Below are 20,173 nucleotides of genomic sequence, written 5' to 3'. Positions count from 1 at the left end.
GGCGCTGCGCTAGCCACAGCGCCATCGGACGATCAACGGATCGGCAGCGCGTACATCAAACCGCCCTGCGTCCACTGCGCATTCAGGCCACGCTTGATCTTCAACGGGCTGCCTTCGCCCACATTGCGCTCAAAGCTTTCGCCGTAATTGCCCACTTGCTTGACGATGTTGTAGGCCCACTTTTCGTCCAGACCCAGATTGGCGCCGCTGCCCGGCGTCACACCCAGAATGCGCTTGATGTTGGGGTTGGCGCTTTTGGCCTGCTCGTCCACGTTCTTGGACGTCACGCCGTATTCCTCGGCTTCGATCATGGCCGACAGAGACCAGCGCACGATGTTCAGCCACTTATCGTCGCCCTGGCGCACGAAGGGGCCCAGCGGCTCTTTCGAGATGATCTCGGGCAGCACCAGGTAATCGTCGGGATTTTGCAGCTTGGAAATACGGATCGAGGCCAGGCCCGACGCATCGGTCGAGAACACATCGCAACGGCCCGTGGCAAAGGCGTTGACCACCTCGTTGAACGTTTCGATCACCACCGGCTTGTACGTCACGTTGTTGGCGCGCGCCCAGTCGGCCAGCGTGTTTTCGTTGGACGTGCCCGTTTGCAGGCAGATGGTGGCGCCGCTGATTTCCTTGGCGCTTTTCACGCCCAGCGACTTAGGCACCAGAAAGCCCTGGCCGTCGTAGAAGTTGATGCCGGCGTGGATGATACCCAACGCGGTATCGCGCTGCTGCGTCACGGTGGTGTTGCGCGTCAGCACGTCCACTTCGCCCGATTGCAGCGCGGTGAAACGCTGCTGCGAATTCAAGGGCACGATTTTGATCTTGTTGGCGTCGCCGAAGACCGCCGCGGCAATGGCGCGGCAAACGTCTACGTCCAGCCCCTGCCATTTGCCTTGCGCATCGGGCGCCGAAAAGCCGGCAAAGCCCGTGGTGGTGCCGCAGGCCACGGCGCCGCGCTCGCGCACGACGTCCAACGTTGCCGCCTGCGCACCTTGCGCCGCCGCCATCAAGAGCGCCGCGCCCACCAACCCTTTTGCAATGTTCATGACCTGGTTCCTGTGTTACCGGGCGCGGGGACGCGCCGAGGCAAGAAGCTTATAGACATGAAGCGCCCGCGCCAAATAACAAGCGCTTATTAAGGTATGTGCGCGGCGGCCCGCAAGCGAGCGCCGCTTTGCAGCGATGCGGTTATGCCGTCACGCCGCCAGCGAAATCGACACAGGCTCGTTGGCTTGGCAGGCATCCAGCGCGCGGCCCAGGCGCACCATGCCCTGGGCGATCTGGCTTTCGTTCATGGTGGCGAACGACATGCGCATGGCGAACAGGTCGGCCTGTTCGGCGTTGGCATAGAACGCCTTGCCCGGCACATAGACCACTTCGTGCTCGATGGCGTAGGGCAACAGGCGGGTCGCGTCCACGTCACCCGTCAAGCGCGCCCAGAAGAACATGCCGCCTTCGGGCTTGCTGAAGCTGACACGGCCGTCCAGCTCGCGGGCCAAGGCCTCGGCCATGGCGTCGCAGCGCAAGCCATAGGCGGCGCGTATGCGCGGCACGTGTTCGTCGTAGCGGCCATTGGCCAGGTACTGCGCCACCACTTCCTGGATCCATGCGGATGACGCCATGTCGTCGGCCGCCTTCGCGCTGACGCAGCGGCGGCGAATTTCGGCCGGGGCAATCAGCCAGCCGATACGCAGCGCTGGCGCCATGGTCTTGGACATGCTGGCCAGGTACACGGCCCAGTGGCGGGCTTCGCCCTCGGCCAAGGCCGCGATGGGCGGCACCGCTTCGCCGGCAAAACGCAGTTCGCTGTAGGGGTCGTCTTCGACGATCAGGAAGCGGTGCTTGACGGCCAGTTCCAGCAAGCGCAGGCGGCGCTGGCGCGAGATCGTTGCGCCGCAAGGGTTCGAGAACGACGCCACCACACAGACCATCTTGGGTTTGACGCGCGCGGCCAGCTCATCCAGCGCATCCACGTCGATGCCATCCGGGCCCGAGGCAACCGTATGCACCGTGGCGCCGGTGTAGCGCAAGGCCTGCACGGAATTGGGGAACGCGGGCGATTCAATGATGGCGTGGTCGCCGGGTTGCAGCATCACGCGGGTCAGCAGCGCCAGGGCCTGCTGCGAGCCGCCCGTCACGACAAGTTCGGTGTCGGCGTTGCACTGCAGGCCGCGCGCGGTCGTCAAGCGGGCCAATTCGTTGCGCAGGCTGGCCTGGCCGTCAATATTGGAATACTGCAGGCACGCGCCCAGGCGCGACATCACCTGGGTGGATGCGATCGACAGGCCCTCGACGTCGAACAGTTCTTGCGCGGGGTAGCCGCCCGCCAGCGAAATCGTGCCCGGCCGCAAGGCATACGGCATGAGCGATCGGATGGGGGATGCGGGGGGATTCAGGAACGGCGTGGCAAAGGCGTATTCAGGCGCTGCGCTGGACATGGCGGGGAGACTGGGAAGGGGAAGAACCGTGTCGCCTGCTGGGGCGGCGCCGGAGGGCATAGAACATTGAAATATAAACAAATCTCTGCAAATTCTAAGCCTGCGGATTACGCAGGGTCAACGACGGTCGCACGCGGTGTGGCGAAACCGTCCCGCACAGTCCTACACTATGGGACATCCTGTTCCTGCAAGAGAGCTGCATGACCGTCGTAGACACCATGGCCGGGCGCATCGCCCACATCCGCCAACGCATTGCCGACGCCTGCGCGCGCGCCGGGCGCAGCCCGGACAGCGTGGTGCTGCTGCCCGTCAGCAAGACCTTCGAGGTGGACGCAATCCGCGAAGCCATGGCGCTGGGCCTGACCCGTTTCGGCGAAAACAAGACCCAGGAAATCCGGCAGAAGGCGGCCGCGTTGGCCGGGCAAGGCCTGCAATGGGTGCTGATCGGGCATTTGCAGACCAACAAGGCCAAGGACGCCGCGCGCGACGCCACTGAAGTGCAGTCGCTGGACCGCACCGATCTGGCCGAGGCCCTGCACCGCCGCCTGCTCAATGAGGGCCGGACCCTGGACGTGCTGGTCCAGGTGAAGACGTCGACCGAGCCCAGCAAGTTCGGCATGGCGCCCGAAGAGGTATCCGCGTTCCTGCGCCGCATTGCGGCGGAGTTTCCCACCCTGCGCGTGCAAGGCCTGATGACGCTGGCGGTGAACTCGTCCGACCCAGAACCCGTACGGGCCTGCTTTCGCGCCCTGCGCGAGCTGCGCGACAGCCTGCGTGCCGAGAACATCGACGGCGTCTCGCTGGAGCGCTTGTCGATGGGCATGAGCGGCGACTTTGAACTGGCTATTGAGGAAGGCTCGACCGAAGTGCGTATCGGCACGGCGATCTTCGGCGCCCGCACATACCCGGATCCGCAGTAGCACGACACGCGCATGCGGGAAAACAGGGGGCCGGCCGGCCCCCTTTTCGCGTGGAACGCGAGCATAATAGCGGCGCAAAAAATAGCAGCGCGGACTGACGGCGCAGAACAAGAAGCGCCCGCGTCGCGCTCAATCTTTGATCCCGCACGAGGAGACACCCCATGCACCATCCCGCACGGCGCCTGTTGGCGCTGGCCGCCCTGTCGCTGGCCGCCGCCACGGCTTCCGCCCAATCCTGGCCCACCCAGCCGATCCGCTGGATCGTGCCGTACCCGGCAGGCGGCGGCACCGACGTGGTCGCCCGCACGGTCGCCAGCGGCCTGGAAAAGCCGCTGGGCCAGACCATCGTGGTGGAAAACCGCCCGGGCGCGGCCACCATCATCGGCGCCACCGCCATCGCGCAAGCCGACCCCACCGGCTATATGGTCGGCACGGCGGATTCAGGCACGCTGGCATTCAATTCGTCGCTGTACGCGAAGCTGTCCTACGATCCGGCCAAGTTCACCTACATCGGCGGCATCGCCAAGTTCCCGCTGCTGCTGGCCGTGAACGTCAATTCGCCGTACAAGACGGTGGACGACGTGCTGGCCGCCGCGAAGAAAGAACCGGGCAAGCTGAGCGCGGCCTCGGCCGGCGCGGGCTCGCCGCACCATCTGGCGCTTGAGCTTTTCAAGCAGCGCACCGGGGCGGACCTGCTGCACGTACCTTACAAGGGCGCGGCCCCCGCCATCCAGGATCTTCTGGGTGGACAGGTGGATGTGATGTTTATCGACCTGGCTTCCGGCTTGCCGAACGTCAAGGCCGGCAAGCTGCGCGTCCTGGCCGCCGCCACGCCGGAACGCCTGTCGGTGCTGCCCGACACCCCGACGATGGCAGAACAAGGCGTGGCCAATTTCACGGCCTACGCCTGGCAAGGCCTGGTCGGCCCCGCCGGCGTGCCGGAAGCGGTGGTGAAGAAGCTGTCGGCCGACCTGGACGCCACGCTGAAAAGCGACGCCGTATCCAAGAAGATGCTGGACATGGGCGTGATCCCGATGCCGATGTCCGCGCAAGACTTCAAGGCCTACGCCGAACAAGAGCGCAGCGCGTGGGCAGACGTGATCAAGAAGGCGAACATCAAGCTGGAATAATCCGGTCAGCCGTTAAAAAACCCGCGTTCAGCTTAGGCTGACGCGGGTTTTTTTTGATGTCGGGAAGGTGCCAGGTACCGCGAAGATGGGTGAAGCGCGCACAATCGCCAAGAAAATCCCAAGTCAATTTCGCGCGCAACCCATCACACCAGCACCCGCTCAATCCCGCCCGCGTTCGCGCGCTTCACGTAATCTTCCATCCACCCTTCACCCAGAATGTGCCGGGCCATCTCGACAACGATGTAATCCGCTTCCATCTTGACGTCGCCCTCATAGCGCGACAGCCCCTGCAAGCACGACGGGCACGACGTCAGCACCTTTATGTCGCCCGCGAAACCGTCTCCGCGCAGCGCCGCGTCGCCCTTCAGCAATTCTTCCTGCTTGCGGAAACGCACCTGCGTCGAGATATCCGGCCGGCTGACCGCCAGCGTGCCCGATTCCCCGCAGCAGCGGTCGCTCTTGATGGCCTCATCGCCCACCAGCGCCCGCACCGTCTTCATCGGCTCTTGCAGCTTCATCGGCGTGTGGCAGGGGTCGTGATACATATAGCGCACGCCCTTGGCGCCTTCCAGCTTGATGCCCTTTTCCAGCAAATACTCGTGGATGTCGATCAGACGGCAGCCCGGGAAGATCTTGTCGAATTCATAGCCCGACAACTGGTCATAGCAGGTGCCGCAACTAACCACCACCGTCTTGATGTCCAGGTAGTTCAGCGTATTGGCGACCCGGTGGAACAGCACCCGGTTATCAGTGATGATCTGCTCGGCCTTATCCGTCATGCCGTTGCCGCGCTGGGGATAGCCGCAGCACAGATAACCTGGCGGCAACACCGTCTGCACGCCCGCATGCCACAGCATGGCTTGCGTGGCCAGGCCCACTTGCGAGAACAGGCGCTCTGAACCGCAACCCGGGAAATAGAACACGGCTTCCGTATCGGCGGTCGTGGCCTTGGGGTCGCGGATGATCGGCACGTAGTTCGCGTCTTCGATATCCAGCAGCTTGCGCGCAGCCTGCTTCGGCAACCCGCCCGGCATCTTCTTGTTCACGAAGTGAATGACCTGCTCGCGCAGCGGCGGCTTGCCCACGGTGGCCGGCGGCTTGGCCGTCTGCTTCTTCACCAATCCGGAAAACAAGTCATGCGCGGCGCGCTGGACCTTGTAGCCCACGCCCACCATCGCCTTGCGCGTGGCGTTGATGGTGGCCGGGTCCTTCGCGTTCAAGAAGAACATGGCGCTGGCCGTGCCCGGGTTGAAAGACTTGCGACCCATGCGGCGCAGCACGGCGCGCATGTTCATCGACACGTCGCCGAAGTCGATATCCACCGGACAGGGGTTGTAGCACTTGTGGCAAACCGTGCAGTGGTCCGCCACGTCTTCGAACTCTTCCCAGTGCTTCAGACTGACGCCGCGCCGCGTCTGCTCTTCGTACAAGAAGGCTTCGACCAGCAGCGAGGTCGCCAGAATCTTGTTGCGCGGCGAATACAGCAGGTTGGCGCGCGGCACGTGCGTGGCGCACACCGGCTTGCACTTGCCGCAGCGCAGGCAGTCCTTGATGGATTCCGAGATGGCGCCGATGTCGCTTTGCTGCATGATCAGCGACTCATGGCCCATCAGGTTGAAGCTGGGCGTCCAGGCGTGGCGCAAATCGGCGCCGGGCATCAGCTTGCCCGCGTTGAAGTGGCCGTTGGGGTCGACGCGGCGCTTGTAGTCCTGGAACGGCGCCAGCTCGGCTTCGGTCAGGAATTCATACTTGGTCAGGCCGATGCCGTGTTCGCCGGAAATCACGCCGTCCAGGTCGCGGGCAATCTGCATGATGCGGTCGACAGCCTGGTGGGCCTCGCGCAGCATCTCGTAGTCGTCCGAGTTGACCGGGATGTTGGTGTGCACGTTGCCGTCGCCGGCGTGCATGTGCAGCGCCACGAACACGCGGCTCTTCAGCACGCGGCCATGGATGGCGATCAGCTCGTCGACGATCTTCTTGTACGCCGCGCCCGAAAATGCACGCTGCAAGCCTGGCAGTACTTCGGTCTTCCAGGACACGCGGATCGTGCGGTCCTGCACCACGTCGAACAGGCGCGCGGTGGGTTGCGCGGCCAGGCGGTCGGTCAGCGCGGCTTGCACGTCGCCCAGGCCCAGCGCTTGCAGTTCAGGCAGCGCCTGCGCCAGCGGCAGGTCCAGGTTGTCCAGCAGCCATTGCCAGCGCTGGCGCACACTGCCCAGCAGCTCAAGCGCCTGGCGCGTGCGTTCGGCCAACACTTCGGCACGGGTGCTGTCGATGTCCGCATCGTCGGCCTTGCCGATGGGCAGCGGCGTGCACAGGTAGGCGTCCAGCGCACCCAGCAGCTTCAGCTTGTTGCTGGTCGACAGTTCGATGTTGATGCGTTCGATGTGATCCGTGTATTCGCCCATGCGGGGCAGCGGAATCACCACGTCTTCGTTGATCTTGAAGGCGTTGGTGTGACGCGCGATCGCGGCGGTGCGCGAGCGGTCCAGCCAGAATTTCTTGCGCGCCTCGGGGCTCACGGCCACAAAGCCTTCGCCATGGCGCGTGTTGGCCAGGCGCACGACTTCGCTGGCGGCGGCGGCCACCGCGTCATCGTCGTCACCGACGATATCGCCAATCAAGACCATCTTGGGCAGCACGCCGCGCTTGCTCTTGGTGGCGTAGCCGACCGCGCGCAGATAGCGTTCGTCCAGGTGCTCCAGGCCGGCCAGGATGGCGCCGCGCGCCTTGCCTTCGCCGTCCAGGTAGCCCTTGACCTCGACAATCGACGGGATGGCGTCGCGCGCCTGCCCGAAGAATTCCATACAGACGGTGCGCGTGTGGCGCGGCATGCGGTGCAGCACCCAGCGCGCCGACGTGATCAGGCCGTCGCAACCTTCCTTCTGGATGCCGGGCAGGCCGGCCAGGAACTTGTCGGTAACGTCCTTGCCCAGGCCTTCCTTGCGGAACACGCGGCCCTTGATTTCCAGCAGTTCGGTCTTCAAGAGACGCTCGCCGGGCTTGCCCTTGCCATCGAACCACTTGAGTTCGAAGCGCGCCGTGTCCACGTCATGGATCTTGCCCATGTTGTGTTCCAGGCGGGTGACTTCCAGCCAGTTGCCGTCCGGATCCACCATGCGCCACCAGGCCAGGTTGTCCAGCGCGGTGCCCCACAGCACGGCCTTCTTGCCGCCCGCGTTCATGGCGATGTTGCCACCCACGCACGACGCTTCGGCCGAGGTCGGGTCCACCGCGAAGACAAAGCCCGCGGCTTCGGCCGCTTCAGACACGCGCTTGGTCACCACGCCGGCGCCGGCGTGGATGACGGCCACGGGCTCGGTCAGCCCGGGCAAGATACAGGACTCGACCTTGCCCAGCTTGTCGAATTTTTCGGTGTTGATGACGGCCGATTTCCAGGTCAGCGGGATGGCGCCGCCGGTATAGCCCGTGCCGCCGCCACGCGGAACAATGGTCAGGCCCAGCTCGATACAGGCGGTGACCAGCGCGGCGATCTCATCTTCGGAATCGGGCGTCAGCACCACGAACGGGTATTCCACACGCCAGTCGGTGGCGTCCGTCACGTGGGATACACGCGACAGGCCGTCGAACTTGATGTTGTCGCGCGCGGTGATGCGGCCCAGCACCTTCTGCGCCTGTTTGCGCATCATGGTGGTCTGGTCGAATTCCCCTTCGAAGGCGGCAATCGCGGAACGGGCGCGGGCCAACAGGCCAACCACCTTTTCGTCGCGATGCGGATCATGGCCTGCTTCGGTGGGTATGCCCGGTTCGCGGCGGCGGTCGATCTCGCCCAGGCGATGGTGCAGGGCATCGATCAACTGCTTGCGCCGCTTGGGATTGTCCAGCAGGTCGTCCTGCAGGTACGGATTGCGCCGCACCACCCAGATATCGCCCAGCACTTCGTACAGCATCCGCGCGGAACGGCCCGTGCGGCGCTCGCCGCGCAGGTCGGTCAGCAAGCTCCAGGCGTCATCGCCCAGTAGCCGGCCGACAATCTCGCGGTCGGAAAACGACGTGTAGTTGTAGGGGATTTCGCGCAGTCGCGCGGGTGTCGCGGGCGGCATCGCCCCGTTCAAAATGTGGCTAGCGAGTGGGGCGTTCATGGCGGCAAGAGGGGCCCATAAAAAATTATTTTATGCCATTGGCCGGACTTGACCCCAAATAACCCTGGGAAGCCGGCCAATGGCACGAGGAAACCGGCGTTACCCGTCCCCATTTAAGTTCAACGTCAGTGCTTAGATCTGGCCCGGGAAGAACCACAGCAGGCTGGCCGTCATGACCAGATAGCGCAGGAATTTGCCGATGGCCATATAAAGCATGCAGGGCCAGAACGACAAACGCAGCCAGCCCGCCACGGCGCACAGCGGGTCGCCCACGGCGGGCAACCAGGACAGCAGCAAGGCCGGCGGGCCCATGCGGTGCAGCCAATCGTGGGCGCGCTCATTCCAGCGGCCCCGCATCCGCCCGCTTTCGGTGGCGTCGGGATGAGGGTGCGGGTGTTTTTCCTTCCAGCGATGCACGGCTTTTTCGGCGCCCACGCCCATCCAGTAGCTGATCGCCCCGCCCACGGTGTTGCCGGCCGTCGCCACCAGGATGGCCGGCCAAAACATGTCGGGCGACAGCTTGATGTAGCCAAACACCGCCGGCTCGGAGCCCAGCGGCAGCAAGGTGGCGGAAACGAGCGATACCGTAAAAATGGCGGACAAGCCCACCGAGGGCAGCGCCAACATTCCCAGCAACCACTGAACAGCGGATAAAAGGCTTTCTTCCATGAGGAGCGAGTGTAGCCGCGCCCGGTCCAATGAAGATCAGGAATCGAATCGGCCGCCCTTGGCGCCGCCGCGCCATCGCCACGACAAACCTTTTCTGGCGGCGCGGCATTCCCTGCAATAATCTGGCCCAGTCCTCACTCTTGCTCTTGCGCGGTCCATGTCCACTGATTATCTGAAACGCATCCTGACTTCGAAGGTTTACGACGTAGCGGTCGAGTCACCGCTGGAAGCCGCGCCCCAGCTATCCGCGCGGATTTCCAACACGGTGCTGCTCAAGCGCGAAGATACTCAGGCGGTGTTCAGTTTCAAGCTGCGCGGCGCCTACAACAAGATGGCCAACCTGACCCCAGCCGCGCTGAACCGGGGCGTCATCGCGGCCTCGGCCGGTAACCACGCGCAAGGCGTGGCGCTGGCCGCCAGCCGCCTGGGTTGCCGCGCCGTCATCGTCATGCCCACCACCAGCCCGCAAGTGAAGATCGACGCGGTGCGCCGCCTGGGTGGCGAAGTGGTCCTGGCGGGCGAGAGCTTCACCGACGCCTTCGCGCATGCGCAGATTCTTGAGAAAAAAGAGAAGCTGACGTTCGTCCATCCCTTTGACGACCCCGACGTGATCGCCGGCCAGGGCACGGTAGGCATGGAGATCTTGCGCCAGCACCCGGGGCCGATCGACGCCATCTTCGTGGCCATCGGCGGAGGCGGTCTGATCTCCGGCGTCGCGGCCTACATCAAGCAACTGCGGCCCGAGATCAAGATCATTGGCGTGCAGACCGAAGATTCCGACGCCATGCTGCGCAGCGTGCGCGCCGGTCGCCGAGTGCAGTTGAACGACGTCGGCCTGTTTTCGGATGGCACCGCCGTCAAGATGGTGGGCGTGGAAACCTTCAAGCTCACGCGCCAGTACGTGGACGACTTCGTGGTGGTCAACACGGATTCGATCTGCGCCGCCATCAAGGACGTGTTCCAGGACACGCGCAGCGTCCTGGAACCGGCGGGCGCCATGGCAGTGGCCGGCGCCAAGCAGTACGCGGCCGAGCACCATCTGAAAGGCAAGACGCTGGTGGCGATTGCCTGCGGCGCCAACATGAACTTCGACCGCCTGCGCTTCGTGGCCGAACGCGCCGAAGTCGGCGAAATGCGCGAAGCCGTGTTTGCGGTAACGATGCCCGAGCAACGCGGCAGCTTCCGCCGTTTCTGCGAACTGGTCGGTGAACGCAGCGTCACTGAATTCAACTACCGTATTTCCGACGCGGACCGTGCGCACGTGTTCGTCGGTATCCAGGTGTCGTCCGCGACCGAGCCTGACAAGATCGCGGCCAACTTCCGTCGCCATGGCTTCGACACGCTGGACCTGACCCACGACGAAATGGCCAAGACGCACCTGCGCCACATGGTGGGCGGGCGTTCAGCGCTGGCGCGCAACGAATTGCTGTATCGCTTTGAGTTTCCCGAGCGCCCCGGCGCGCTGATGCGTTTCTTGAACGCGATGAACCCGGACTGGAACATCAGCCTCTTCCATTACCGGAACCAGGGCGCGGACTACGGGCGCATCCTGATCGGCATCCAGGTGCCGCCCACGGACAAGAAGCAGTTCCGCACGTTTGTGGCCGAATTGGGCTACCCGCATTGGAACGAAACCGAGAACCCGGCCTACAAGCTGTTCCTGTAGACAACAAACACAGCGCCAGAATGCGAGAGGGCCTCCAGATGGAGGCCCTTCCCTTCTGAGCGTCGAATGCGCCCGGCCGGACCCAGGCGGGGGTTGCTGTCACTCGGCGGCGTACGGAGATAAGCCGCGCATTCAGCAGGGTCCGGTCAGGCGCCCCGTCGTTTAGAAACGGTGGCGCACGCCGACGGCAACGGCGGTGTCGCGCGCGTCGTGCTGGAACGCATAGTTGTCGCCATAGGAGGCGTAGGCGTACAGGTTGGTGCGCTTGGTGAAGTCGTAGGTGTAGCCCAGGCTGTAGACGTTGAACGTGGCGTCATCGCCCGTGAGCTTGTCGTTGCCGGCGGTCGCGCGCTGCCAGGAACCGAACACGGCGTGGCGGCCCAAGGGCACGGTGGCGCCGATCATGTACGAGTTGGCGCGAAAGCCGTCGGCCAGCTTGAACGAGCCCAGCGTGTTCATGCCTTCCGGCGTGGTGCCCATGTTCTGACCCACGAACCAGCCGTCGCGGGTCTGGCCAAAAGCGGCCGCCAGCTTCACGACCTCAAAGTCGTACGAACCGCCGATGATGTATTCCTGGATGCGAGCCGCGCTCTTGCCGCCAACGCGATCGTTGGTCGGATCGAAGCGGTCATAGGCCGCGGCCAGGTTCAAGGGGCCGTTCACGTACTGCATGCCAACGGTCAGCACACGGTTGTTGTCGCCGGTGGCGAAGCCGGTCTGCGTGGTGTCGCTGACGGTGTCATCGGCGCTGAACGAATAGCCGATGCCGGCCTTGAAGCCGCCCAGGCTGGGGGTTTGATACAGCACCATGTTGTCCAGGCGCATCGTGTTGGCGCTGCCGAACGTCGTACCCATGTTGGCGGTGTTGTAGCTGATCGAGAACGGGTCGATCGAACCGAAGTACTTCGACGCCAGGTTCGTTTGACGACCGAATTCCAGGCGGCCCCAGGAATCGCTGTCCAGGCCCACGGTGGCTTGACGACCGAACAGGCGGCCGTTCTGCGCCGACTTGCCGTTCATGGGACCGAAGCCGCCTTCCAGGGTGAACACGGCGCGCAGGCCGTCGCCCAGATCTTCCGTGCCGCGCAGGCCGAAACGCGAACCGCTGCTGACACCTTGAACGCCGCCAAAACGGCTTTGCTTGGCCCCATTGAACTTCACTTGCTCGTAGCCGATACCCGCGTCGATCAAGCCGTACAGCGTTACGGAGTCGGCGGCTTGCGCGGCGCCGGCAGAGCCTGCCAGCAACGCAACGGCCAATAGCGTCTTCTTCATATAAGTCCCCAAAATGGCGAGATAAAAGGCATGCGCAGTCGCGCCGTCCAAGCGACGGGCTTCTGCGTGCCGCTGCAATCCGCAAGCGGCGTCTGCACTACATCTAGTGTCCGGCCTGGTGCAACTTGAAGTAACACCGGTTTTGACGAACTACTTTCCACGGCTGGGATAATGACAGCCGGCTGAAACGTCAGAACGCCTGGGGATGCGCCTTAACGCCTTGAAAACAAATACGAATGTTTACTCGCTATTGCCGGTGGCAGGCGGCGCGATGGCGTCACGGCGCGGGATTTTTTGACAGCAGTTGTTGGTAGCGGCGTACAGTTTTGCGGCGTAAACACCACAGCGGCGCCCCACATCACCACGCCATCGCGGAAGCCGTTGCGTCAGCGAGGATAAAAAAACCCCTTGGCGTCTCAAGGGGTTTCGTGACCATCCGGGTGCCCGCGCAAGCCGGGCTTGCAACCTTACTTGCCCTTGGGCGGGTAGTCCAATTCACCGAAGGTGTATTCGCCGCGGGCCTTGGCTTCAGCCAATTCCTGGCGAACTTGTTCGCGCGACTTGCCGGCCGATTGCGACACGGCGGCCTTGGGCGGGTAGTCCAGCTCGGCAGAGGTGACTTGGCCGGCGGCTTTGGCGGCTTGCAGTTCTTGTTGGACTTGATCGCGCGTCAGGCTGGTTTGCTGCACGGCGGCGGGCGGGTAATCCAGTTCGCCAAACGTGACCTGGCCGGCGGCCTTGGCGGCTTGCAGTTCTTGTTGAACCTGTTCACGCGTCTTGCCATCAGCGTGAGCGGCGGACATGCCGACTAGGGTTGCGGTGACCATGAGTGCGGTTGCTAGGGCTTTCATTGTGATGACTCCATCCTAAACCTTGCACAGCGTCTGCTGCCAGAATGGCAACGGCTATGTGACTGTTTGATTGCTGGGACGAAGTATCTGGGGTTTCGAGCTTAGTAAAAACCCTTATTTTGGTGAACATCTTTTCACGAATGGGACAATTGCATGTTGTATCCGGCGAATGCCGTGGGAATTTGCGCGATTTCTGCGCACTACCCTGGAGCGGCGACACGCCGCGAGCCTTATGGGTATTCAGCTTGGCGCAAGCCTGGCCGGGGAAGTTCGACCTGGTAGCCCCGGCAAGAAGATGCTCGTCGCGCGGGAATAGACATTTTCGCTGGCGGGACAATAAATCCATTTATCATACAAACCTGCCAGAAATGGAATTTAGAGACTCGAGGCCCCATGGATATCCAGCTTAACGACATCGCGCTCTTTGTCGAAGTCGCCAAGCGCAAGAACTTCAGCCACGCCGCCGAAGCCTTGAATATTCCGACATCCACGCTCTCGCGCCGCGTCAGTGAACTGGAACGCAGCGTCGGGATGCGGCTGCTGAATCGCAGCACGCGCAAAATCGATCTGACCGAAGCCGGCGCCATTTACTTTGAACGCTGCCGGCACATCGTCGAAGAAGCGCGCATTGCGCATGACCAATTGCTGGACATGGCGGTGCAGCCCAAAGGGCGTTTGCGCATTTCACTGCCCACCAGCCTGGCGCAATTGTTCTTGCCCGCGGTCATTCGCGAATTTCGCGAGCAGCACCCCGACATCGAATGCGATTTCGATCTGAGCATGCGTCCGATCGACCCCATCAGCAATCCGTTCGACCTGATCCTGCGCTTCGGGCAGCAGCCCGATTCGAGTTTGATTTCACGCAAGATCGTGCTGATGGCGCACCAGTTGTATGCGTCGCCGGACTATCTGGCCCGCTATGGCGAGCCGCGCGTACCGGCCGACCTGACCCACCACGAATGCCTGCGCCCCACGATGCGCGAGGAATCGTCGTTCTGGATGCTGCATTCGGGCGACAAGGTAGAGCGCGTGCAGGTGTCGGGCAGGCTGTCGGCGAACAATGTGGGCATGTTGGGGCGTCTTGCCGGCCAGGGCTTGGGCATTACGCCGCTGCTGGTATTCGACGCGATGGAACGCGCCATCAATCAAGCGGGCCTGGTGCGCGTGCTACCCGATTGGAGCCTCACGCCCCTGCCGCTATTCGCATTGCTGCCCTCGCGCATGCTGCCCGCCAAAACCAAGGCGTTCCTGGATTTCATCCAACCCAGGCTGTCCGATTCGTAGGATGGGTGCAGCGCGAGAGCCGGCGCCAAGAACCCCAGTGCAATTCGCGCGAAACCCATCAAGCGGCGGTGAATAAACAGAAAATTCAGCCACACCGCAGCGATGAACACATAGCCAATTCAGCCACAACGCGACGGCTGCCTGATGGGTTCGCGCGATCAGCATCAAATTTTCAATGCACACCGTCGCGCGCCACACCCATCCTACCGACAACCGTATGATGGATGAAGCGCGAGAGAGCGGCGCCGAGAACCCCGGCGCAATCCGCGCGAAACCCATCAAGCAGCGGCGGACAAACAGCAACTCGTAGGATGGGTGCAGCGCGAGAACCCGTCACCAAGAACCCCGCCCGAATTCGCGCGAAACCCATCAGCAGCGGCGAACAAACAGCAACTCGTAGGATGGGTGCAGCGCGAGAACCCGCCACCAAGAACCCCGCCCTAATTCGCGCGAAACCCATCAAGCAACCGCCAACAGTACCCCTAAGGCGTACCCGCCCCATACTGGCAAACCGTAAACAGCGGCGTGCCTGTTGCGGCGACTTTCGCAGAACCCCCCAGATCAGGCAGATCAATAATGGCCGCAGCCTCCACCACATTCGCGCCCAGGCGTTGCAGCAGCTTGATCGCGGCCAGCATCGTGCCGCCCGTGGCGATCAAATCGTCGACCAGCAGTACGCGCTGGCCGGTGCGCACGGAATCCGTGTGCATCTCAACCGCCGCATTGCCGTATTCCAGCGAATATTCCTCGGCCACGGTACGGAAAGGCAGCTTGCCCTTTTTGCGCACCGGCACGAAACCCAGGTTGAGTTCATAGGCCAGCACGCTGCCCACGATGAAACCGCGCGCGTCCACACCCGCCACCAGGTCAAGGCGTTGGCGCATATAGCGGTAAACGAACAGATCGATCAGAACCCGAAACGCCCGCGGGTCCTGCAGGACGGGCGTGATGTCGCGGAAGGTGACACCAGGTTGGGGCCAGTCCGGAACGCTGCGGATGGTGCGCCGGATGGTCTCGGCGTTGTCGGTCTGCATGAAAGGCGGGCCTGAAGAATTGAAGCAAGGCGAACTATAACCTTGCCACCGCGCTTAAGCCAGGATTGCCGCCGGCGATGACACGTCATGTAATCGTCCATTGCGCAATTGCAGGCAACGGTCCACCGCGCCCGGGGGCAATGCCGCATGCGTAGCCAGCACCACGGTGCGTCCCTGCACCGCGCGTTCCAGGTCATTGAAGAAATCCGCTTCCGCCACCGCGTCCAAGCCGGCGGTGGGTTCGTCCAGCACGATCACAGCAGCCGGCGACAGCAATGCGCGCGCCAGACACAGGCGGCGCGCCTGCCCAGCCGACAATTGCGACCCCGTTTCTCCCGCCCAGGTGTCCAGCCCTTCCGGCAGCCCGCGCACAAAGTCGCCCAGCCGGGCAGCGTCCAAGGCGCGCCACAAGGCCGCGTCGTCGGCCGTGGCGTCGCCGATCAGCAGATTGGTGCGCAAGGTGCCCAGAAACACGGGCGCATCCTGAGACAGCAAGGCAATGCGCCGATGCCAGTCGCTTTGCATGGCGTCACGCGCGTCGCATCCGCCAAAGCGTACCCGCCCTGCCTGCGGGTCTTCCAAGCGCAGAATCAAGTGCAACAAGGTGGACTTGCCCTCGCCGCTGGCGCCCAGGATGGCCACGCGCTCGCCCGGTTCCACCCGCAGATCAATACTATCCAGCACCGTCGGGCTGACGCCCGCCGACCGGGCGGGATAGCAAAAGCTGACGCCATCCAATTCCAGCACCCCGCCGGCCGGCAAGCTTCGCGGCGTGGCCGGGTCGTGCATGTCGGGCTGCGCCTGCGTAACGTCGCGGATGCGTGCCGCCGCCGTCATGGCCGAACCCATGCGCGAAGCTCCCCGCATGATCGGCCCCGCCACTTCAAAAATGCCGATGACGGCCAGCAGCAGCCCGGCCAGCACCGGCCCTTCGATGCCGCCTGCTTCGTGCGTGCCCAAGCCGAACCACAGCAATGCCAGCACCGACACCCCCGCCGCCACCTGCAAGAACCACTGCCCCCTTGCGGCAACGCGCGCCTGACTGCGGCGAGCCCGCGCACTGGCCTCGCACAAGCGTTCGAAATGCTCGGCCGTCTGCGCTTGCGCGTGCAACGCCACCATGTCCGCGTGGCCATCCACTGCATCCAGGGTTGCCGCGCGCAATCCCGCCGCGCTTTCCTGCGCGGCCGCGCCCGGCTTGCGCGCGGCGCGCAGCAGCCACAGGGGCACCAGCACACAGGCAGTCAACAAAGCCAGCGCGAAAGCCAGCGCGGCGGCAGGCACCCACATGCCCAACACGGCGGTCAGCACTGCACCGGCCAGCACGGCCGTCGCCAAGGGCGCCAACACAAACAGAAACACCGTGTCCAAGGCATCGACGTCACCCGTCATGCGCGCGACCAGATCGCCGTTGCGATAGCGCGCCAGTTGACGAGGCGTCAAGCGGATCAAGGCGCCGAACACCGTGGCACGCAAGTCCGCCAGCAGACGCAAGGTAGCCGAATGACCCACCACGCGATCCGCATAACGGGACACGATGCGCAGAAAGGACAGCCCGCGCACCAGCGCGGACGGCGCAAACAGATTGAAGGCCCCGCCTGCGCCCGCGATCGCGGCGCCGGTCAGGAACCAGCCGGAGACGCCCAGCAGCCCAACGCCGGCGGCAACGGTTGCCAGCGCACAGAACAATGCGAGTAAAAGCCCGCTTTTACGGCGTGCATACAAGGGCAACAGCAACAACAGATTCTTCATGCGTCTTCCACCTTCCCGCCCACCACCCGCACGACACGGCCCAGGCGCGCCGCGACCGCCGCAGAGTGCGTGGCCAGCAGCAAGGTACGGCCGACGGAGAATGTCAGGATTTCATCCAACAGCCGCGCCTGAGTCGCTTCATCCAGATGCGCCGTGGGTTCGTCCAGCAGGATCAGGCCAGGGTCACGCAGGAACAGCCGCGCCAGCGCCACGCGCTGCGCCTGCCCGCCCGACAATCCCTGGCCCCGGCTACCCAGCGGCGTGTCCAGGCCTTGGGGCAGCGCGGCCGTGAACTCCAGCACACAGGCGCGGCGCGCGGCTTCCTGCACATCCCCGTCGGACGCCCCAGGACAGCCCAGCCGGATGTTGTCGGCGATGGAGCCGGCCAGCAGTTGCGGCGTCTGCCCAATCAAGGCGACCCGGCCGCGCAATGCGGCTTCGTCCCAGTCGGCCAAGGGCTGGCCGTCGATACGGATATCACCTTTACCTGGGCGCAGTCGCGCGATGGCTTCGATCAAGGTGGACTTGCCAATGCCGCTAGGCCCCATCAACGCCACGTGCTCGCCGGGCGCCAGCGTCAGCGAGGCCTCGAACAACACGGCGTGCGCCCTGCCCGGCGCCAGGACGGTCAAGCCTGACACCGCCAGGCCCGCCGCGCCTAACGACGTCGCCGCCGTGCCAGGGGTGCCATGCATCGGCTTGGACTCGGCATCCTCTTGCGGCAGGCCATCGAACAAGACGGCGATCTGCGTGACGGCGGCCAGCGCCGTGGCGCGGTCGTGATAATGCGCCGCGAACTGGCGCAGCGGCGCGTAGACCTCCGGCGCCATCAACAGGCAAAACAAGCCCGCCTGCAACGTCAGCGGCGACCAGCGCACATCCAGAAAGCCCAGGTACGTCAAGCCGATATACACGGCCACGCCCGCCACGCCCAAGGCCGCAAAGAACTCCAGCACGGCCGACGACAGGAACGCAATGCGCAGCACCGACATCGTGCGTTGGCGCAACGCATCGCTGGCCGCCACGACCGAGGCCGCTTCGGCGTCGGCGCGGCCATAGAGCTTCAGCGTGGACAAGCCACGCAGACGGTCCGCGAAGAAGCCGGACAAGCGGGCGAAGGCGCGCAGATGGCGGCGGCTGGCGCCTTGCGCGCCCCACCCGACCAGGGCCATGAACAGGGGAATCAGGGGCGCGGTGATCAGCAGCACCAGCCCGGCAATGACATCCACCGGCAGCAGCAACACCGAAAACGCCACCGGCAACATGGCGGCGGCGGCCATGGCGGGCAGGTACTTGGCAAAGAACCCATCCAGCGCTTCAACCTGATCCACCACCGCGCTGGCCAATTCGCCGGACGCCTTGCCACGGCTCCAGTACGGCCCCTTGGCGACCATCCGCGAAAACAGCGACTGGCGCACGTGGCGCTTGATGCGCTCGGCCGCGTCCGCGCCCGCGCGCTCGCCCGCCCAGGTAATGGTGGCGCGCACCAGCATCAAGGCGGCGATGCCGACAATGCTGATCAGCAGTTCCTGGCGCGGCACGTCTTGCATGATCGCCGCGTCCAGCACGCTGGCCAGCAACCACGCCTGAACCACCAGCAAGGCGCCGCTGACAAGCGGCGCGGCGCCTGCCAGCATCAACGGAAGCCTGGCCGACTTGGCAAGCGTCATCAACCACCGCGACTGCTCGCGCGGCGGTTTCTGCAAACTGGCCGAAGGATCGTGCTCGAGGCTGCTGGCGCCGCCGCTCACTCGTCGTTACGGCTGGCGCGCGGGTCATGCGTATGACCTTCGCGCAGCTCGAACCACATTGCATTGAGGATGGCGAACGCACACGCCAAACCCAGACCGAGTATCCACGAGAAATACCACATGGGGTGGGCTCCTTTTAGTATGAGTTGGGCGTGTCGCCCACGGATTCATGGGTGACCTTGCCGCGCATCACGCGATACACCCATGCGGTGTAAAGCGTGACGATCGGCAGGAACACGGCAACCGCGATCACCATGATCCACAGCGTCAGTTGGCTGGACGATCCGTCCCAGATGGTCAGGCCGGCCTGCGGCTTGGTCGAGGACGGCATGACGAACGGGAACAGCGCAAAGCCCACCGTCAGGATCACGCCGGTGATCGACAGCGACGACGCCAGGAACGCCAGCACGTTGGCGCGCACGGTCAACAGCAACACCACCAGCAGCGCGCCGGCCACGCCCAGCGCGGGCGCGATCCACATCAAGGGCCAGGTGGCGTAGTTGGCCATCCAGGCGCCGGTCTGCACCGCCACGGTCTTGAGCATGGGATCCGACGGCCCGTTCGCGTTGACCGCGCTGGTGATGGTGTGGCCGCCAATACCGCCGGCAACCCAGAACCCGCCCGCGACGAACAGTGCCGCGGTCAGCAAGCCCGCCAGACGGCCCCAGTTGCGCGCGCGGGACGACACGGGGTCGTCGGTGCGCCAGGCCAGCAGCACCGCGCCATGCATGGCCAGCATCACCACGCTGAGCACGCCGGCCAGCAAAGCGAACGGTGCGAAGAGCTGATAGAAATGCCCTTCATAGATGGGCCGCAGCGTCACCGGGTCGAACGTGAACGGCACGCCCAGGATGATGTTGCCCATTGCCACGCCAAACACCAGCGAGGCCACCACGCCCGAGAAACACAGCACACCATCCCAGCTATTGCGCCAGCGCGTGCCTTCCATCTTGCTGCGGTACTTGAAGCCCACGGGGCGCAGGATCAGCGCAATCAACACCAGCATCATCGCCAGGTAGAAGCCGGAGAATGACGCGGCGTACAGCAAGGGCCAGGCGGCAAAGATGGCACCGCCCGCCGTGATCAGCCAGACCTGGTTGCCTTCCCATACCGGGCCGACAACGTTGATGACGATGCGGCGTTCGGCGTCGGTCTTGGCTACCACCGGCAGCAAGGCGGCCACGCCCAGGTCAAAGCCGTCCATGACGGCAAAGCCGATGAGCAAGGCGCCCAGCAGCACCCACCAGATCACCCGCAAGGTGCCATAGTCGAAAGGAATAAGGGTATCCATCTGCTT

15 protein-coding genes are annotated in these 20,173 nt (G+C 64.1%); 4 read left to right on the top strand and 11 right to left on the bottom strand.

What is annotated here, in order from left to right; all coding sequences use genetic code 11:
- Positions 1–32: 32 nt before the first annotated feature.
- Entirely contained in the window at positions 33–1,049 is a 1,017-nt protein-coding gene (locus tag CVS48_RS07865; RefSeq protein ID WP_100853957.1) for an amino acid ABC transporter substrate-binding protein, read from the bottom strand.
- 150 nt (positions 1,050–1,199) lie between these two features.
- Complete coding sequence (locus CVS48_RS07860; RefSeq protein WP_100853956.1) at positions 1,200–2,441, bottom strand: aminotransferase-like domain-containing protein; 1,242 nt, start codon at positions 2,439–2,441, stop codon at positions 1,200–1,202.
- A 200-nt stretch (positions 2,442–2,641) separates the two neighbouring features.
- Between CVS48_RS07860 and CVS48_RS07855 the strand changes: the two genes are divergently transcribed.
- Both CVS48_RS07855 and CVS48_RS07850 read left to right on the top strand, forming a co-directional pair.
- Complete coding sequence (locus CVS48_RS07855; RefSeq protein WP_100853955.1) at positions 2,642–3,361, top strand: YggS family pyridoxal phosphate-dependent enzyme; 720 nt, start codon at positions 2,642–2,644, stop codon at positions 3,359–3,361.
- Positions 3,362–3,522: 161 nt separating this feature from the next.
- A complete protein-coding gene (locus CVS48_RS07850; RefSeq protein WP_100853954.1) occupies positions 3,523–4,491 on the top strand; it encodes a Bug family tripartite tricarboxylate transporter substrate binding protein in 969 nt (322 codons plus the stop codon).
- 143 nt (positions 4,492–4,634) lie between these two features.
- On the opposite strand, the gene CVS48_RS07845 is transcribed toward CVS48_RS07850, so the two are convergent.
- Together CVS48_RS07845 and CVS48_RS07840 are read right to left on the bottom strand one after the other, a co-directional pair.
- On the bottom strand, positions 4,635–8,594 hold the full coding sequence (locus CVS48_RS07845) for a DUF3683 domain-containing protein (protein WP_100853953.1): 3,960 nt from the start codon (positions 8,592–8,594) through the stop codon (positions 4,635–4,637).
- A gap of 132 nt (positions 8,595–8,726) precedes the next feature.
- Positions 8,727–9,263, bottom strand: coding sequence for a YqaA family protein (locus CVS48_RS07840; RefSeq protein ID WP_100853952.1), 537 nt, complete (start codon positions 9,261–9,263; stop codon positions 8,727–8,729).
- A gap of 157 nt (positions 9,264–9,420) precedes the next feature.
- Here CVS48_RS07840 and ilvA point away from each other — a divergent pair, with 157 nt between their 5' ends.
- On the top strand, positions 9,421–10,929 hold the full coding sequence (ilvA, locus tag CVS48_RS07835; protein ID WP_100853951.1) for a threonine ammonia-lyase, biosynthetic: 1,509 nt from the start codon (positions 9,421–9,423) through the stop codon (positions 10,927–10,929).
- Positions 10,930–11,091: 162 nt separating this feature from the next.
- Here the strand turns inward: ilvA and CVS48_RS07830 are convergent, their stop codons facing one another.
- Together CVS48_RS07830 and CVS48_RS07825 are read right to left on the bottom strand one after the other, a co-directional pair.
- Complete coding sequence (locus CVS48_RS07830) at positions 11,092–12,204, bottom strand: porin (RefSeq protein ID WP_100853950.1); 1,113 nt, start codon at positions 12,202–12,204, stop codon at positions 11,092–11,094.
- Positions 12,205–12,671: 467 nt separating this feature from the next.
- The gene (locus CVS48_RS07825; protein ID WP_100853949.1) at positions 12,672–13,055 is read right to left on the bottom strand and encodes a DUF4148 domain-containing protein; all 384 of its coding nucleotides are present in this window, start codon (positions 13,053–13,055) and stop codon (positions 12,672–12,674) included.
- 393 nt (positions 13,056–13,448) lie between these two features.
- Between CVS48_RS07825 and CVS48_RS07820 the strand changes: the two genes are divergently transcribed.
- Positions 13,449–14,339 carry a LysR family transcriptional regulator gene (locus CVS48_RS07820; protein ID WP_100853948.1) on the top strand — a complete coding sequence of 297 codons (891 nt, stop codon included), beginning with the start codon at positions 13,449–13,451 and terminating at the stop codon, positions 14,337–14,339.
- Between the two features lie 482 nt (positions 14,340–14,821).
- On the opposite strand, the gene CVS48_RS07815 is transcribed toward CVS48_RS07820, so the two are convergent.
- The 5 genes from CVS48_RS07815 to cydB all read right to left on the bottom strand — a co-directional run bounded on the left by CVS48_RS07815 (position 14,822) and on the right by cydB (position 20,167).
- Complete coding sequence (locus CVS48_RS07815) at positions 14,822–15,373, bottom strand: adenine phosphoribosyltransferase (RefSeq protein WP_100853947.1); 552 nt, start codon at positions 15,371–15,373, stop codon at positions 14,822–14,824.
- A gap of 54 nt (positions 15,374–15,427) precedes the next feature.
- Positions 15,428–17,125 carry a thiol reductant ABC exporter subunit CydC gene (gene cydC, locus CVS48_RS07810; RefSeq protein ID WP_100853946.1) on the bottom strand — a complete coding sequence of 566 codons (1,698 nt, stop codon included), beginning with the start codon at positions 17,123–17,125 and terminating at the stop codon, positions 15,428–15,430.
- Positions 17,122–18,795, bottom strand: coding sequence for a thiol reductant ABC exporter subunit CydD (gene cydD, locus CVS48_RS07805; protein ID WP_242001345.1), 1,674 nt, complete (start codon positions 18,793–18,795; stop codon positions 17,122–17,124). The genes cydC and cydD overlap by 4 nt, the downstream gene beginning before the upstream one ends.
- A gap of 77 nt (positions 18,796–18,872) precedes the next feature.
- Positions 18,873–18,998: a cytochrome bd-I oxidase subunit CydX gene (gene cydX, locus CVS48_RS07800; protein WP_042796116.1), complete on the bottom strand. Its 126-nt coding sequence runs from the start codon at positions 18,996–18,998 to the stop codon at positions 18,873–18,875.
- A 14-nt stretch (positions 18,999–19,012) separates the two neighbouring features.
- Positions 19,013–20,167, bottom strand: coding sequence for a cytochrome d ubiquinol oxidase subunit II (gene cydB / locus CVS48_RS07795; RefSeq protein WP_100853944.1), 1,155 nt, complete (start codon positions 20,165–20,167; stop codon positions 19,013–19,015).
- Positions 20,168–20,173: the final 6 nt, after the last annotated feature.

The organism is Achromobacter spanius (assembly GCF_002812705.1).
Lineage (GTDB): Bacteria > Pseudomonadota > Gammaproteobacteria > Burkholderiales > Burkholderiaceae_B > Achromobacter > Achromobacter spanius.
This window is presented reverse-complemented; position numbering and strand designations above follow the sequence as displayed.